10 protein-coding genes are annotated in these 15,280 nt (G+C 71.0%); 4 read left to right on the top strand and 6 right to left on the bottom strand.

What is annotated here, in order from left to right; genetic code table 11:
• Window positions 1–98 precede the first annotated feature (98 nt).
• A complete protein-coding gene (locus ACIBVP_RS21525) occupies window positions 99–3,101 on the top strand; it encodes an amino acid adenylation domain-containing protein (protein WP_396107976.1) in 3,003 nt (1,000 codons plus the stop codon).
• The gene (locus ACIBVP_RS21520) at window positions 3,091–4,098 is read left to right on the top strand and encodes a helix-turn-helix transcriptional regulator (RefSeq protein WP_396107975.1); all 1,008 of its coding nucleotides are present in this window, start codon (window positions 3,091–3,093) and stop codon (window positions 4,096–4,098) included. Before ACIBVP_RS21525 ends, ACIBVP_RS21520 begins: the two co-directional genes overlap by 11 nt.
• 197 nt (window positions 4,099–4,295) lie before the next feature.
• On the opposite strand, the gene ACIBVP_RS21515 is transcribed toward ACIBVP_RS21520, so the two are convergent.
• Window positions 4,296–5,015 carry a GTP pyrophosphokinase family protein gene (locus ACIBVP_RS21515; RefSeq protein ID WP_396107974.1) on the bottom strand — a complete coding sequence of 240 codons (720 nt, stop codon included), beginning with the start codon at window positions 5,013–5,015 and terminating at the stop codon, window positions 4,296–4,298.
• A 15-nt stretch (window positions 5,016–5,030) separates the two neighbouring features.
• Window positions 5,031–5,945 carry an SDR family oxidoreductase gene (locus tag ACIBVP_RS21510; RefSeq protein WP_396107973.1) on the bottom strand — a complete coding sequence of 305 codons (915 nt, stop codon included), beginning with the start codon at window positions 5,943–5,945 and terminating at the stop codon, window positions 5,031–5,033.
• Between the two features lie 273 nt (window positions 5,946–6,218).
• Here ACIBVP_RS21510 and ACIBVP_RS21505 point away from each other — a divergent pair, with 273 nt between their 5' ends.
• Window positions 6,219–8,957 carry an MFS transporter gene (locus ACIBVP_RS21505; protein WP_396107972.1) on the top strand — a complete coding sequence of 913 codons (2,739 nt, stop codon included), beginning with the start codon at window positions 6,219–6,221 and terminating at the stop codon, window positions 8,955–8,957.
• On the opposite strand, the gene ACIBVP_RS21500 is transcribed toward ACIBVP_RS21505, so the two are convergent.
• The 3 genes from ACIBVP_RS21500 to ACIBVP_RS21490 form a co-directional block, all read right to left on the bottom strand.
• Window positions 8,954–9,388 (bottom strand): winged helix-turn-helix transcriptional regulator, encoded by a 435-nt coding sequence (locus ACIBVP_RS21500; protein ID WP_396107971.1) that lies wholly within the window; start codon window positions 9,386–9,388, stop codon window positions 8,954–8,956. The two genes, ACIBVP_RS21505 and ACIBVP_RS21500, sit on opposite strands and share 4 nt — an antisense overlap.
• Before the next feature lie 348 nt (window positions 9,389–9,736).
• Window positions 9,737–10,588: an aldo/keto reductase gene (locus ACIBVP_RS21495; protein WP_396107970.1), complete on the bottom strand. Its 852-nt coding sequence runs from the start codon at window positions 10,586–10,588 to the stop codon at window positions 9,737–9,739.
• 211 nt (window positions 10,589–10,799) lie between these two features.
• Window positions 10,800–11,801: an LLM class flavin-dependent oxidoreductase gene (locus ACIBVP_RS21490; protein WP_396107969.1), complete on the bottom strand. Its 1,002-nt coding sequence runs from the start codon at window positions 11,799–11,801 to the stop codon at window positions 10,800–10,802.
• Between the two features lie 131 nt (window positions 11,802–11,932).
• Here ACIBVP_RS21490 and ACIBVP_RS21485 point away from each other — a divergent pair, with 131 nt between their 5' ends.
• Entirely contained in the window at window positions 11,933–14,689 is a 2,757-nt protein-coding gene (locus ACIBVP_RS21485; RefSeq protein WP_396107968.1) for an alpha-amylase family glycosyl hydrolase, read from the top strand.
• 309 nt (window positions 14,690–14,998) lie between these two features.
• Here the strand turns inward: ACIBVP_RS21485 and ACIBVP_RS21480 are convergent, their stop codons facing one another.
• A complete protein-coding gene (locus tag ACIBVP_RS21480) occupies window positions 14,999–15,184 on the bottom strand; it encodes a hypothetical protein (RefSeq protein ID WP_396107967.1) in 186 nt (61 codons plus the stop codon).
• Window positions 15,185–15,280 lie beyond the last annotated feature (96 nt).

Raw genomic sequence — 15,280 nt, 5'->3', positions numbered from 1 at the left:
TTACCGCGCATGCCCCACGGGCGGTGCCGTGCACCCGAATACCGCCGCGCCCGGCTGTCTCGCCGTGACCGCTGCGGCCCTGCTCCGGAAGGTCAGCCGTGACCATCGACGACACCTTCGTCTTCCCCACCTCGTCCGGCCAGCGCCGCCTGTGGCTGCTGGACCAGCTCATCCCAGGCAGCCCCGCCTACCACCTCGGCTGGCGTGTCACGCTCACCGGCCCGCTCGACCGCGACCGCCTCGAACAGGCGCTGACCACCGTCGTCAACCGGCACGAGGCGCTGCGCACCACGTTCACCGCCGCCGACGGCGTGCCCAGTCAGGTCGTGGTGGGCACCGCCGACATACGCGTGCCCGACCTCGCCGAGTCCGAGGTCGACGACCTCGTGCGCCACCCGTTCGACCTCGCCGCCGGCCCGTTGCTGCGTGCCGGTCTCGTGACGGCCGGAGCGCACGAGCACGTGCTCGTGCTGGTCGCGCACCACGCTATCGTCGACTCCTGGTCCTGTGCGATCGTCGTCGACGAGCTGGCCCGCTGCTACGCGGGCGAGGAGCTGGACGAGCCCGCGATCCAGTACCCGGACTACGCGGTGTGGCAACGGGAACAGGCCGACGCCAACGCGCTGGCGGACGCCGCCCGCTACTGGCAGGCCGAGCTGGCGGGCATCCCCACAGTCCTCCCCCTGCCGGTCGACCGCCCGCGCACGGCCGCCGCCGGCCGGGGCGCGGAACTCGTGCGTGACCTCGAACCGCTGCCGGACACGTCGTTCAGCACGCTGCTCGCGGTCTTCCAGGCGATGCTGCACCGGCTCACGGGTCAGGAGGACTTCCTCGTCGCCACGCCGGTGCCCGGCCGCACCCGGCCGGAGACCGAGCACCTCGTCGGCTTCCTCGCCAACACGCTCGCGCTCCCCGCACGTGTCCCACCCGACACGACGTTCGCCCAGCTCGAGAAGCACACGGCCGAGGCCGTGATGAGCGCCCTCGCCCACCAGGACCTGCCGTTCGAGGACCTCGTCGACCTGCTGGCCGCCGAACGGTCCCTCACGCACGCACCGGTCGCGCAGGTCATGTTCGCGGTCGAGGCACCACCGGAACCGGCCACTGTGGACGGTCTGACCCACAGGGCGGAACGGCTGCCGAACGGTGGGTCGGCGTTCGACCTCTTCCTCACGGTCGAACCAGGCCCGGACCGGTGGCGCGCCAGGTGGAACTACGACACCGACCTGTTCGACCGCACGACCGTCGAGAGCTTCGCGGACCTGTACGCGGTGCTGCTGAAGGCCGTGCTCGCCGACCCGGACCGGCCGATCGCCGAGCTGCCGCTGTGCGACGGCACCAGAACGATCGTCGACACGCCACCGGCGGGCACCGTCACGTTCGACCTCGCGCGGTTCGGTGACGCACCGGCGGTGCGGGACGCGACGCGGTCGCTGTCCTACCGCGAACTGGACGAGGCCGCGAACCAGCTCGCGCACCTGTTGCGTGCCAACGGAGTCGGCCCCGACGTGCCGGTCGCCCTGTGCCTCGCACGAGGCGTGCCGGTGGTGGTCGGCATCCTCGCGGCCTGGCGTGCCGGCGGCGGCTACCTGCCGCTCGACCCGTCCTGGCCCACCGACCGGCTCGCCGCGATGATCCGCGACGCGGACTGCCCGGTGCTCGTCACCCACGACGCCGCCCGCGTGCCCCTGCCCGGCGAACGGACGGTGATCAACCTGGACACCGCCGACCTCGCGGCGCGACCGGCGACGCCGCTCCCCCCGACCGCCGCGCCCGGCACGATCTCCTACCTCACCTACACGTCCGGCACGACGGGCAAGCCGAACGGCGTCACCCTCACCCACGGCGGCGTCCAGAACCTGTTGTCCGCCATGGACGGACTGCTCGACCTGCGGCCGGACGACCGCGTCGCGTCGATCACCACCCCGTCGTTCGACGTGTCCACGGTGGAGCTGCTCGCGCCGCTCCTGCGGGGTGCGCACGTCACGGTGCTCGCCGCCGACGACGTGTCGGACGGTCAGCGCCTCCGGCAGCGGCTCGTCGAGACCGGCGCGACGGTCGTGCAGGGCACGCCGTCCGCGTGGCGGCTGCTCGTCGCGGCGGGCGGGGTGCCCGCGACAGTCCGGCTGCGGATCACCGGCGGTGAGCCGCTGACGCGTGACCTCGCCGACGCGCTGCAGACCGGCGGCGCACGGCTCGTCGACGGCTACGGCCCGACCGAGACGACGGTGTACTCGGCGGCCGGGACCGTCCCGCGTGGACCGGCGCCGATCCGGTTGGGCGACCCGGTCGGCGCCACCACCCTGCACGTCCTCGACCCGGCGCTGCGGCCGGTGCCCGACGGCGTGCTGGGCGAGCTGTACGTCGGCGGCGCGGGCGTCGCGCGTGGCTACCGCAACCGGCCGGGGCTCACGGCGGCGCGTTTCCTGCCCGACCCGTTCAGCTCGGCGCCCGGCGCGCGGCTGTACGCGACCGGCGACCAGGTGCGCATGCGGAGCGGGCGGCTGGAGTTCCTCGGCCGAGCCGACCGCCAGGTGAAGGTGCGCGGGTACCGCATCGAGCTGGGCGAGATCGAGTCGGTGCTGCGGGAGCACAACCTGGTGCGGAACGCGGTGGTGACGGTGTGGCGGGGCGACGAGAACGACGTGCGGCTGGTCGCGTACGTGCTGCCCGGGCCGCGGCTGGACCCGAACGAGCTGCGGCCGTGGCTGGCCGCGCGGCTGCCGGACCACCTGGTGCCGAACCTGGTCATGACGATCGGCGCGGTGCCGAGGACTCCGACCGGCAAGGTCGACCGGACGGCCCTGCCCGCACCGGTGTGGGCGCCGGCGAGGACGCGGGTGGTCGCGCCACGCGACGATCTCGAGCGGCGGCTGGCGATGATCTGGCGGGACGTGCTGAGCCTCGGCCCGGCCGTGGAGCTGGGCGTGCACGACGACTTCTTCGCGCTGGGCGGGCATTCGCTGACCGCGGCGCAGCTGCTCGCGCGGGTCCGTGCGCAGCTGTCGGTGCACCTGCCGCTCGCGACGTTGTTCGCCGCGCCGACGATCGCGGGACTCGCCGCGGCGGTCGCGGTGGCACAATCGCCGCGTGCGGGCTGAGCGGTTGGTGACGCTGCTGTTCCTGTTGCAGCAACGGGGTCGGGCGACCGCCGCCGAACTGGCGGCCGCGCTCGAGGTGTCCGAACGCACCGTGTACCGGGACGTCGAGGCGCTGCTCGCCGCCGGTGTTCCACTGTGGACTGAGCAGGGCCGGACGGGCGGCATCCGGCTGATGGAGGGCTGGCGCACGCGGCTCGACGGGCTCACCGGCCGGGAGGCGGCGGCGATCTTCGCGGTCGGCGTGCCGGAGCTGCTGGCGGAGCTGGGCCTGGGCACGTCGTTGACGGCGGCACGCGCGAAGGTGCTCGCCGGGCTGCCCGCGCCGCTGCGGGAGTACGCGTCGGCGATCGCGGACCGGTTCCACCTGGACGCGCCGGGCTGGTTCCAGCAGCCGGAGACGGCGACGCGGCTGACGGTCGTCGCGGACGCGGTGGCGTCGACGCGTCGGCTGCGGATGGACTACCGGCGTGGTGCGTCGGTGGTGACGCGCGAGGTGGATCCGCTCGGCCTGGTCGTGAAGGCGGGGGTCTGGTACCTGGTCGCGCGGGTCGGCACGGACATCAGGACCTACCGGGTGGCCCGGATCGTGTCGGCGTCGCCGCTGGCGGAGTTCACGCGGCCGCCGGACTTCGCGCTGGCGACGTGGTGGGCGCAGTCGTCGGCCCGGTTCGAGCGGTCGCTGTTGCGAGAGACGGTGCGGCTGCGGTTGAACCGGCACGGCATGCACGCGCTGCGCACGGCGACCGACGAGGACGCGGCCGCGGCGGCGATCGCGACGGCGGGCCCGGCGGACGAGGAGGGGTGGCGCGAGGTGGAACTGGAGGTCGAAAGCCTGCCGGTGGCCACCACCCAACTGCTCTCGCTGGGGGCCGGCGTCGAGGTGGTGGCCCCGGCGGAATTGCGGGTCGCGCTGGCCGAGCTGGGGTTGGCCATCGCGACCCGCAACGCACCGGTCGAGGACCGGCAGCGGGGAGACGGGTCACCGGAACCGCCGTGACGCGGGGGTGAGCGGCCTCACCCCCGCGTGGCCTCCGGCCCCCTCGAACCACGCTACGCGAGACCACCGACAGGTCCGGGCCACGCGACGGTGGTTGTCCACAACCTGGCAGCTTTGTGGACAGCTCCGCCTTCGTCGCGGGGAACTGTCGGTGGTGTGCCGTAGCGTGGTGACCGGGGGCCGGAGGCCAGGCCCGGTCAGGCGCTGTTGCCCAGGAAGCCCAGGTACAGCGCGGTGAGGTCGAGCGAGTCGGCCGGGGTCTCGCGCGGCTTGCCGTTGTGGTCGACGAGCCGGTGCAGGGACTCCATCTTCTCGTCCAGTGCCGCGGCCGCCTCCGCTGCCTCGGTCAGCTCGCTCCGCAGGTTGGGCGGCACCTCGCCGCGGTACTTGTAGTAGATCTTGTGTTCCAGGCTGGCCCAGAAGTCCATCGCGATGGTGCGGATCTGGATCTCGACCGGGATGCGGTCCGTGCGGTCGGAGCGGAACACCGGGATCGACACGATCAGGTGGAGGCTGCGGTAGCCGTTGGGCTTCCGGTTGGTGATGTAGTCGCGCTCGTCGAGGAGCGTGATGTCCTCCTGCCCGACGATCATGTCGCGGATCTTGGGGATGTCGGAGATGAAGCTGCAGACGACCCGGACACCGGCGATGTCGAGCACGTTCTCGCGGATGCCGGCGAGGTTCATCGCGTAGTTCTTGCGCCGCACCTTCTCCAGCACGCTCTCCGGCGCCTTCAGGCGGGAGTTGATGTGCTCGATCGGGTTGTACTCGTGAGCGGCGTTGAAGTCCTCACGCAGGATGTTGATCTTGGTCGTGATCTCGTCGATCGCGAACTTGTAACCCAGCATGAAGTCCGTGAACTGCTCACGGAGGAGGCGGAAGTCCTCGATGTCCAGGGTCGGCTGCCAAGATCTCATCACCTCCATAGTGCCTCAGCGGTAGCCGGTCGCGTCCGCGGGTTTGCCCTGCCGCTCCACCTCCGCGATGTAGCGCCACGCGTCCGGCCTGCTGCCGTCGACGTCGTCGAAGTCGTAGACCCGCGCCAGCTGACCCGACGACAGCGACTGCCCGTTCCACCGCGCCACCTCGGGATCCGTGGCCAGCGCGGCCGCCGCCCTGCCCACGAAGGCCGGTGACTCGGAGATCACGAAGTGCGGCTGGTGCGCGGTCGCGTCACGCCAGTTGTCCTCCGTCACACCGAACGCCTCCAGCATCGCCTCCGACCGCAGCCAGCCCGGCGTCAACGCGACCGCCGTGCACCCGTGCGGCGCCAGCTCGACCGACTGCGCGAGGGCCATCCGCTGCACCGACACCTTCACGAGGTCGTAGAAGAACCCCGCGTCCGCGCGGTAGACGGCGTTGGACTCGGTGGTGCCGTCGGTCATCTCGATCACCAGCCCACCGGACCGCCGGATCAGCAGCGGCAACGCGAAGTGGCTGGTGATGGCGTGGCTGTCGATGCCCAGCCGCAGCATGCGCAGGCCGCCGTCGAGGTCGTGCTCCCACAGCTTCGTCCCGAACTTGAGGTAGACGTCGCCGCCCCAGATGTCGTTGACCAGCACGTCGAGGCGTCCGTGGTCGCGGTCGATCCGCTCGACGAGCGCCTTCACCCGGTCCGGGTCCAGGTGGTCGACCTGGACCGCGATCCCCTCGCCGCCCGCCGCGGTCACCAGCTCGGCGGTCTCCTCGATGGTCTCCGGCCGGTTCATCTCCGACCGCTGCGCGCGGGTCGTCCTGCCGGTCGCGTACACCGTCGCGCCCCGTCGCCCCAGCTCCACCGCGATGGCCCTGCCCGCCGCCCGCGAAGCACCCGCGACCAGCACGACCTTCCCCTTGAGTTCGTCCATGCGGGTCACGATGCCGGAGAAACCTGACATCTGCTGGCAAGTTTTCCCCGCCGGGGTCCGCTGATCAGCACGAACGCGGGTCTGTCGGTGGGTGCCGGTAGCGTGGGCCGGGACGGAAAAACCGCAACGAGGTCACTCTTGGTGACGCCGATGGGCCATTTGGGTGGACAACGGGCGTGACCGCGTTCTCGATGGGGGTTCGATCTAGGGTCGTAACGGCGGGTCGTGCGAGTTCGGCACACGACCTGTTGGCGGCGGAACGAGGACGGCGACATGGGGCGTGCGGGCTTCCGCGATGTTCTCGCGATACGCGAGTTCCGCGCGCTGTGGCTCGCGGAGCTCCTGTCGGTCGCGGGTGACCAGCTCGCGCGGATCGGCCTCGCCGTGCTCGTCTACCGACATACCGGGTCGGCGGGCTGGACCGCCCTCACCTACGCCCTCACCTTCCTCCCCGCCCTCGTCGGCGGGGTTCTGCTGTCGCCACTGGCCGACCGGTTCCCGCGCCGCGAGCTGATGGTGGGCGTCGACGTCGGGCGTGCCGTCGTGGCCGCGGCCATGGCCATCCCCGGGTTGCCGCTGCCGGTGTTGCTCGTCCTCGTCTTCGTGCTCACGCTCGGCGGGGCGCCGTTCAAGGCCGCGCAGCAGGCGCTCCTGCCCACCGTCCTCGAAGGCGACCGGTACGTCACCGGCCTGTCGCTGCGGACCGTCACGAACCAGTTCGCCCAGGTCGGCGGCTTCCTCGGTGGCGGCGCGCTGCTGGTGGCGCTCGACCCGCACGTCATGCTCGGGCTCAACGCGGCCACGTTCGCCGTCGCCGCGGCCCTGGTCGTCACCGGGGTGCGGCACCGGCCCGTACCGGACGCGCCGGAGTCGCGGGAGCGGAGCACCGGCACGGCACGGCTGATCTGGCAGGACCGCCGCCTGCGTGCCCTGATCGCGCTGTCGTGGACGATCGGGATCTTCACGATTCCCGAGGGCCTCGCCGCGCCGTACGCGGACACCCTCGGCGTGGCCGCGGTCGGCGTCGGGTTGCTGATGGCCGCCGACCCCGCGGGCAGCATCGTAGGCGCGTGGCTCGTGCCGAAGCTGCCGCGGGACCGGCGGCCCGCTCTGACCACGTGGCTCGCCGTCGCGGCGGGCGTGCCACTCGTGTTGTGCTTCTTCCAGCCACCGCTGGTCGTGGTGGTGTTGCTCTGGGCGATCTCCGGAGCGTGCGCCACCGCCTATCTGATCCTCGCGCAGGCGGAGTTCGTCGTCGGCGTCCCCGACCACCGTCGGGGTGCCGCGGCCGGGCTCGCGGGCGCGGGGGTGTTGTCGTCACAGGGCGTCGCGGTACTCGCGGGCGGCGTCCTCGCCGACGCGACCGATCCAGTCCTCGCGGTCGCAACCGGAGGTGTTGCCGGAGTGGCGTTGACCGGACTCAGCGGCGCGTCGTGGCTTCGCGCCCGTTCCCGAAAAGGGAAATCACCCGAACGGGTGGGTGGGCGCGAGCCCGACGACACTGAGAAGCACGGGAAGCTCACCAGTCCTTGTTCATCATCGAAGGCACCTCCTCAGGGAAATGGGGATGACGAATCCGACGTCAGGGCGTCTGACCAGGGCATGAGTCAGAGCGCTGTGGTCACCAGTCCTTGTTCGTCATCGCTCGCACCTCCTCCCGCGGGGACTGCCGCCGAGCACGGCAATGGGGCCGCTGATCAGGTGGTTTTCGCCCGATCGGCCCAACCAGCATCCCTTTCGACAACTGAGCGGTCCAGGGCACCGTGGCGTTGGGCGCTGTGGGGTGAGCCGGCGAGAGTGCTGGCGCTCATCCTGTTGGTGGAAGCCGCCGCGATCGGGGTCACGGCTTTCCTCGCCGGCCATTCCGTCGTTGACCGGGGCGCGGTCGTCACCCTCGGCATCATCGTCTTCCTCGGTGTCACGATGGGTGAGCTGTCCCGGCATGTCGAGCGGGTACGTCGCCGGTTCAACGACACCCCGCACGTGAACCTGACGTCGGTGTGGACGTTCTCGGCCGCGCTGGTGCTGCCGCCGGTGCTCACGCCGGTCGTGATCGGACTGCTCTACCTACACCTGTTCTGGCGCAGCTGGTACCGGGTGCGCGGGGTGCGGCCGTACCGGCTGGTGTTCACCGCGTCGACGGTCACGCTGTCCGCGCACACCGCGTGGGCGATCCGGCACGCGTTCGCGCCCGAGGACCTCCTCGCGTGGAACCGGCCGACGGTCGTCGTCGCGATCGCGCTGGCGGTCGTGGCCTACTCGTGTGTGAACTCGGGCCTGGTCGCGTGCGCGATCACGCTGCACGAGAAGCGGCTGGACCTGCGCAGGGCGCTCGGCACCGGCAAGGAGAACGCGCTCGAGTACGGCACGCTCGGCCTCGGCGCCATCACCGGCCTGCTGATCACGTTCAACCCGCTGTGGGCGGTGATGGTCGTGCCCGCGCTGCTGGTGCTGCACCGCAGCGTGCTGATGCGGCAGCTGGAGGAGGCCGCGTCGACCGACCAGAAGACCGGCCTGGCGAACGCGACGTCGTGGGCGAACCTGGCGTCGGCCGAGATCCAGCGCGCGGCCCGCGACGACACCCAGGTCGGCGTCCTGATGGTCGACCTGGACCACTTCAAGGCGGTGAACGACAACCACGGCCACCTCGTCGGCGACCACGTGCTGCTGGCCGTCGCCGGGGTGCTGTCGTCGTCGGCGCGCAGGTACGACGTGGTCGGCCGCTGGGGTGGCGAGGAGTTCGTGGTCCTGTGCCCGGAGATCACGCAGGAGACGTTGCGCAGCATCGCGGAGCGGATGCGCGAACGGGTCCACGAGCTGCGCGTCGAGGTCGACGGTGTGGTGGTCGACGGGCTCTCGGTGTCCATCGGCATCGCCCTGTACCCGGAGTTCGGCCCGGAGCTGCAGGACGTCCTGCTCGCCGCGGACGACGCGCTGTTCGTCGCGAAGGACTCGGGCCGCAACCAGGTGCAGAGCATCGTGGCCGCCATCGGCGACGTGAACGGAACCTAGTTCCCGTTCTTCACCGCGGCGTCCTGTTGGGCCGCCTCCTGTGCGGCGAGGTACGCGGCGCGTGCCTGCGACAGGTCGCCGCGGTGGTCCTCGGCCCATTTCGCGAGCGGCAGCAGCGACCGCAGGAGCGACCGGCCCATCGGCGTCAGCTGGTACCAGGTCGACCCGAACCGGCTCGGCCGGTTGATCTTGACGACCAGCCCGTCGCGTTGCATCCGGTGCAGCGTGTCCGTGAGCACTTTCTGTCGCAGCGGGCGCTCATGGGTCACCCATCCGAATCGCTCCTCGGTGCTGTTGATGTGCTCCAGCAACTTCGAGTAGGTCATCGGCCGAGCCGTCAGGGACGCGAGGACGGCGGTCACCCACTGCCCGGACAGCACGCCCATCGCCTCGTGAATGCCGTGCCGGTACGGCAGGCTCTCCTCGTTCATCCCGCCCCCTCCGGCATGGCGTTCGACCATCAGTGTGCACGACCAGGAACTCTCCGTGTTCCCCGGTGGCGCTACGCCAAACGAGTGAACACGGGTCAGCGTATCCGCAGGTCGCGGCGGCGCACCCACGAGTCGGGGCGCTACGCACCTTGCAGTGTGCCGGGCCGCGACGTGTACGAAGAGGGGGACCGCGCCGACTTCGGTTGCGGATCGGGGAGCCGGGACGACGGTGGCACAAGACAATCCGAGCCGTGGGTGACCATCCTCACCCACGTTTGTCGGTGCCACCGTCGGCCTGCTCCGGCCGCCTGAGCCGCCCCTCAGGCGGCCGCTCCACGGACTCCGTGCTCAGGTCGCGTTGCTCACCGCCTCGTACTCGGCGTCCGTCAGCGCGATGCCGGCAGCGGCCACGTTCTCCTCGAGGTGCGCGACGCTCGACGTCCCCGGGATCGGCACCATCACCGGCGACCGCCGCAACAACCAGGCAAGCGCGAGCTGCGACGGCGACGCCGAGTGCCGCTCAGCCATCGCGGCCAGCGGCCCTCGCTCCTTGGCCAGCTCGCCCGTGGCCAGCGGGAACCAGGGGATGAACCCGATGTCCCGCGCCTCGCAGAACTCCAGCACGTCCTCGGCGCGCCGGTCGGCGACGTTGTAGAGGTTCTGCACGGAGACGATCGGCGCCGTCCGCGAGGCCTCCTCGACGTCGGCCACCGACACCTCCGACAGCCCGATGTGCCGGATCTTGCCCTCCGACCGCAGCGCCGCCAGCTCGCCCACCTGGTCGGCGACGGGCACCGCGGGGTCGATGCGGTGCAGCTGGAGCAGGTCGATGCGCTCGACCCCGAGGTGCCGCAGCGACAGCTCCACCTGCTGGCGCAGGTACTCGGGCCGGCCGAGCGCGGTCCACTGGTGCGGCCCCTGGCGCGTGAACCCGGCCTTGGTGGCGACGTACACCCCGTCGTAGGGGTGTAAGGCCCGCCGGATCAGGTTCTCGGCGACGAACGGCCCGTAGGAGTCGGCGGTGTCGATGAAGTTGACGCCCAGCTCCACGGCACGCCGCAACACCCGGACGGCCTCGTCCGGATCGTCGGGCTCACCCCAGACGCCGTAGCCGGTGAGCTGCATGGACCCGTACCCGAGCCGCACGATGGGCAGGTCGCCGCCGAGCTGGTGGGTACCGGAAGCGGTCGCATCGATCATGCGGCCCACAGTAGGCCGCCACCCCGACGAGAGCCCCCGCGAAAGCCCAGGTTGTCCACAGCTCGCCCGGTTGTCCACAGCCGACCCGCCGCACCCCGAAAACGTCACCCCCACCCGCTAGACTGGCAAGGCGGGTGGCCCCCGGGAATGGGTGGGGCTTGAGGTTACGTGCTGGGCGTGACGTTTTCGCAGGTCAGAGTGCTTGCTGCGGTCAGCGGGCCAGGTTCGGGGCGACCTTTTCCGAGACCAGTTCGTACGAGTGTGACCGGGCCTCGAGGTCGTAGACCATCGTCGTCAGCATCAGCTCGTTCGCGCCGGTGCGGGACAGCAGGTCACGCAGCTGCCGCTCGACCGTCTCCGGCGAGCCGACGGCCTGGTCACGCCACCGGTCGTCCACGAACGCCCGCTCGAGGTCGTTGTACGGGTACGCGGCCGCCTCCTCCGGCGGCACCAGCGCCTCCGGCTTACCGGTCCGCAGCTTCAGGAACGCCAACGCCGACGGCCCGGCCAGCCAGTGCGCCTTCTCGTCCGTGTCCGCGCAGATCACGTTCACCGCGACCTTCGCGTACGGCTGCGACAACCACCGCGACGGCCGGAAGTTCTCCCGGTACAGCTCCAGCGCGGGCACCGTGTTCGCCGAGCTGAAGTGGTGCGCGAACGAGAACGGCAGGCCCAGCACCCCCGCCAGTTGCGCCGAGAACCCGCTCGATCCGAGCAGCCAGATCGCGGGCTCGTTGCCTCGGCCCGGCACCGCCTCGATGAGGTCGTTGTCGCCCTGGAAGTAGCCGATCAGATCGGACAGCTCCTGCGGAAAACCCTCCGCCGACAGCCCGGCCATCGTGCGCCGCAGTGCGAGCGCCGTCCGCTGGTCGGTGCCCGGCGCGCGCCCGATCCCCAGGTCGATGCGGTCCGGGTGCAGCGCCTCCAACGTCCCGAACTGCTCCGCGACCACGAGCGGCGCGTGGTTGGGCAGCATCACCCCGCCGGATCCGACGCGGATGGTCGACGTCACGGCGGCGAGGTGCGCGATCAACACCGCGGGCGACGAGCTCGCGATGGACGGCATGTTGTGGTGTTCGGCGACCCAGATCCGCCGGTAACCGAGCGCTTCGACCCGTTTGGCCAACTCGGCGGTGTGGTGCAACGCCTCGGTGGCGGTGGCGTCCCGGGCGGCGGGGGCAAGTTCGAGTACGGAGAGCGGTACCGGAGTCACGTACCACGACAACCAGCGCGAACGCTGGTTTCTTCCCCGCCCACCGCTCGTTTTAGGCTGGTTGGCGCTCGCTGCGAGGGCCCGCCCACGACTATCGTTCCCCGCCGGAACGAACCCAATGGAGGGCCACCATGTCAGTCCGTCGCGCCGCGGTGGCGCTTCTGGCTTCCCTGGTCGCGGCCGGGCTGGCGGCGACGCCTGCCGTCGCTGACCGTGAGTATCGCGACGGAGGCCCACAGGCGCGGCACTCGCTGCGCGGTCCCGTCACCGACGAGAACTTCTACTTCGTCATGGCGGACCGGTTCGCCAACGGCGACACCGGCAACGACCGCGGCGGCCTCGCCGACGACCCGCTCGTGTCCGGGTTCGACCCGACGAGGAAGGGCTTCTACAACGGCGGCGACCTCGCCGGCCTCCGCGGCAAGCTCGACTACATCCAGGGCCTCGGCACGACCTCGATCTGGCTCACCCCCAGCTTCAAGAACAAGCCGGTCCAGCTCGAGGACGGGCCGTCCGCCGGCTACCACGGCTACTGGATCACCGACTTCACCCAGATCGACCCGCACCTCGGCACCAACGCCGACCTCGCCGCGCTCGTCGACGACGCGCACGACCGCGGCATGAAGGTCTACTTCGACATCATCACCAACCACACCGCCGACGTCATCGGCTACGAGGAGGGCGCGCGCAAGGCCTACACGTCCAAGGACGTCTCGCCGTACCGGACCGCCGACGGCACCGTCTTCGACGACCGCGACTACGCCGGTGGCGACAGCTTCCCGGCGCTCGACCCGGCCACGTCCTTCCCGTACACGCCGGTGCTCGACCCGGCCGAGCGGAACCTCAAGGTCCCGACCTGGCTGAACGACGTCACGCTGTACCACAACCGGGGTGACACGACGTTCGTCGGCGAGAACTCGCAGTACGGCGACTTCTTCGGGCTCGACGACCTGTTCACCGAGAACCCGCGTGTCGTCGACGGCATGGTCGAGATCTACCAGCGCTGGATCGCCGACTTCGGCATCGACGGGTTCCGCATCGACACGATGAAGCACGTCGACGACGCGTTCTGGCAGGAGTTCGGGCCGCGGGTCCTCCAGTTCGCGCACGACCACGGCAAGCGCGAGTTCTTCATGTTCGGCGAGGTCTTCGACACCACGAAGTCCTACACCTCGCACTTCACGACGACGGACACGATGCAGTCCGTCCTGGACTTCCCCTTCCAGGACGCGGCGCGGAAGTTCGCCTCGGGCGGCGCGCCCACCGACAACCTGGCGACGTTCTTCGCCGACGACGACTGGTACACCGACGGCGACTCCAACGTCTACGAGCTGCCGACGTTCCTCGGCAACCACGACATGGGCCGCTTCGGCGGGATGGTCGTGGCCGACAACCCGGGCGCGGGCGACGCCGAGTGGGTGGCGCGTGACCGGCTCGGCCACGAGCTCATGTACTTCTCGCGCGGCAACCCGGTGATCTACTACGGCGACGAGCAGGGCTTCACCGGACCGGGCGGCGACCAGGACGCGCGGCAGACGCTGTTCGCGTCACGGGTGCCCGAGTACCTCGACGACGACCTGCTCGGCACCGACGCCACCCACGCGACCGACAACTACGACCCGTCGCACCCGCTCTACCGGACGATCGCCGGTCTCGCGTCGGTGACCGAGCGGCACCCGGCGCTGCGGGACGGCGTGCACCAGAACCGGCTGTCCTCACCGTCCGCCGGCGTGTACGCCTTCTCCCGGATCGACCGGTCGCAGCAACGCGAGTACGTGGTCGCGCTGAACAACAGCGAGGCGCCGAAGACCGCGGTGATCCCGACGTACGCGGCGAAGTCGAACTTCGGCAAGGTGTACGGCACCGGCCCGTCGCGGGTGAAGTCCGGGCAGGACGGCACGCTGACGGTCACGGTGCCCGCGCTGTCCACTGTGGTCTACGCGCTCGACGGCCGGATCCCGCGCTCGCACACCGCGCCCGCGATCTCGCTGCGGGCACCGGCGCCCGCGTCGCAGGGCCGGGTGGAGATCGCCGCCGACGTACGGGGTTCGTCGCTGTACGAGGTGTCGTTCGAGGCACGGGTGGCCGGTGGCCGGTGGCAGCCGATCGGCACCGACGACAACGCGCCGTACCGGGTCTTCCACGACACGTCGGCGCTGGCCCCGGGCACGCCGGTCGAGTACCGCGCGGTGGTGCTGGACAACGGCGGCCACACGCGGGCGAGCGGCGCGGTTCGCGGCCACGTACCGGACCCGACGCTGACGATCGAGGCCCCGGCCGAGGGCGGCGGCGTCCGCGGCACCGTCGAGGTGCGGGCATCGGCGGATCCGGAGAAGGCGACGCACGTCGTGTCGTTCGAGCGCAGCGTCGACGGCGGCCCGTGGACCGCGATCGGCAGCGACGACACGTCGCCCGCGTACACGGTGTTCGACGACCTCGGCGCGCTGGACCTGGCGGCGGGGACGCCGGTGGCGTACCGGGCGACGCTGGGCGGGGCACGGTCGCAGGTGCGGACCGTGCGGTACGCGGGGCCGCCGCTCGAGACGGCGACGCTGCGGTACCTGCGCCCGGCCGGTGACTACGACACCGCGGCGGGCCAGTGGGGCCTGCACATGTGGGGCGACGCGGTCGACCCGGCGGTGCTCGCGCAGATCGCGTGGGACAAGCCGTGGCCGCCGACGCGGATCGAGAACGGCTGGGCCGTGTACGAGATCCCGCTCGCCGACGACACCAAACCGGTGAACTTCATCATGCACCTGCCGAACGGCGACGCCGTCCCGGACACGAGAGAACCAGGCGGCGACCGCTCCTTCCGCCCGATCGACACCCCGGAAGTGTGGCTCAAACAAGGCGACCCAACCATCTACACAACCCAACCCCCAGCCTGACCACTCCGCGAGTCACGCCCCCAAACACCGCGAGTCGCGCGCTCACACACCGCGAGTCGCGCGCTCACACACCGCGAGTCGCGCGCTCGGACACAGCGAGTTGGTGGTTTCGTGCAGAAGCCCGGGATGGCGGGCTGCACGAAACCGACAACTCGGTATGCCTGGGAGCGCGACTCGCGGTGTTCCCGCGCGCGACTCGCGCATGGGGAAGGGCCCGCGGCCGGTGTGGTCGCGGGCCCTTTGTGGACGAGGGGGCGGTGGAACTCGTCGATCGCGGAGTGCGGCGGTCGGCGTGGTCCCTGAGCCGGGTCAGGCGGCTCGGGTGGTGCCCGTCTCGTCGTGGTGTGCTGCGTGGTTGGCGCGGTATCGCTGCCACCAGGACTTGTGCGCGTGCTCTGCCGCGCGCCGGTGCGCCAGGGTGGTCTTCGGGTCGCCCAGGGCTCGCTCGACCCGGTAGTCCATCTCTGCCCGCAGCGCCTCAGGTGCCCAGTTCATCTCGTTCTCCTCGTCCGGTACTTCGTGCTGACAACGAGAAGACTCGTCCTGAGGCGGGCACCCCGGCATCGGACGATCGCCCACACCCCGCCTCAG

The organism is Actinophytocola sp. NPDC049390 (assembly GCF_044466355.1).
Classification (GTDB): domain Bacteria; phylum Actinomycetota; class Actinomycetes; order Mycobacteriales; family Pseudonocardiaceae; genus Actinophytocola.
The sequence above is the reverse complement of the archived record's forward strand: the minus strand, read 5'-3'. Positions and strand labels throughout refer to the sequence as shown.

Excerpts from the sequence above, each read along its gene's own strand:
- ACIBVP_RS21510 (WP_396107973.1), bottom strand. The coding sequence starts at position 5,945 with ATGGACGAACTCAAGGGGAAGGTCGTGCTGGTCGCGGGTGCTTCGCGG.
- ACIBVP_RS21480 (WP_396107967.1), bottom strand. The coding sequence starts at position 15,184 with ATGAACTGGGCACCTGAGGCGCTGCGGGCAGAGATGGACTACCGGGTC.
- ACIBVP_RS21505 (WP_396107972.1), top strand. The coding sequence starts at position 6,219 with ATGGGGCGTGCGGGCTTCCGCGATGTTCTCGCGATACGCGAGTTCCGC.
- ACIBVP_RS21500 (WP_396107971.1), bottom strand. The coding sequence starts at position 9,388 with ATGAACGAGGAGAGCCTGCCGTACCGGCACGGCATTCACGAGGCGATG.
- ACIBVP_RS21515 (WP_396107974.1), bottom strand. The coding sequence starts at position 5,015 with ATGAGATCTTGGCAGCCGACCCTGGACATCGAGGACTTCCGCCTCCTC.
- ACIBVP_RS21495 (WP_396107970.1), bottom strand. The coding sequence starts at position 10,588 with ATGATCGATGCGACCGCTTCCGGTACCCACCAGCTCGGCGGCGACCTG.
- ACIBVP_RS21485 (WP_396107968.1), top strand. The coding sequence starts at position 11,933 with ATGTCAGTCCGTCGCGCCGCGGTGGCGCTTCTGGCTTCCCTGGTCGCG.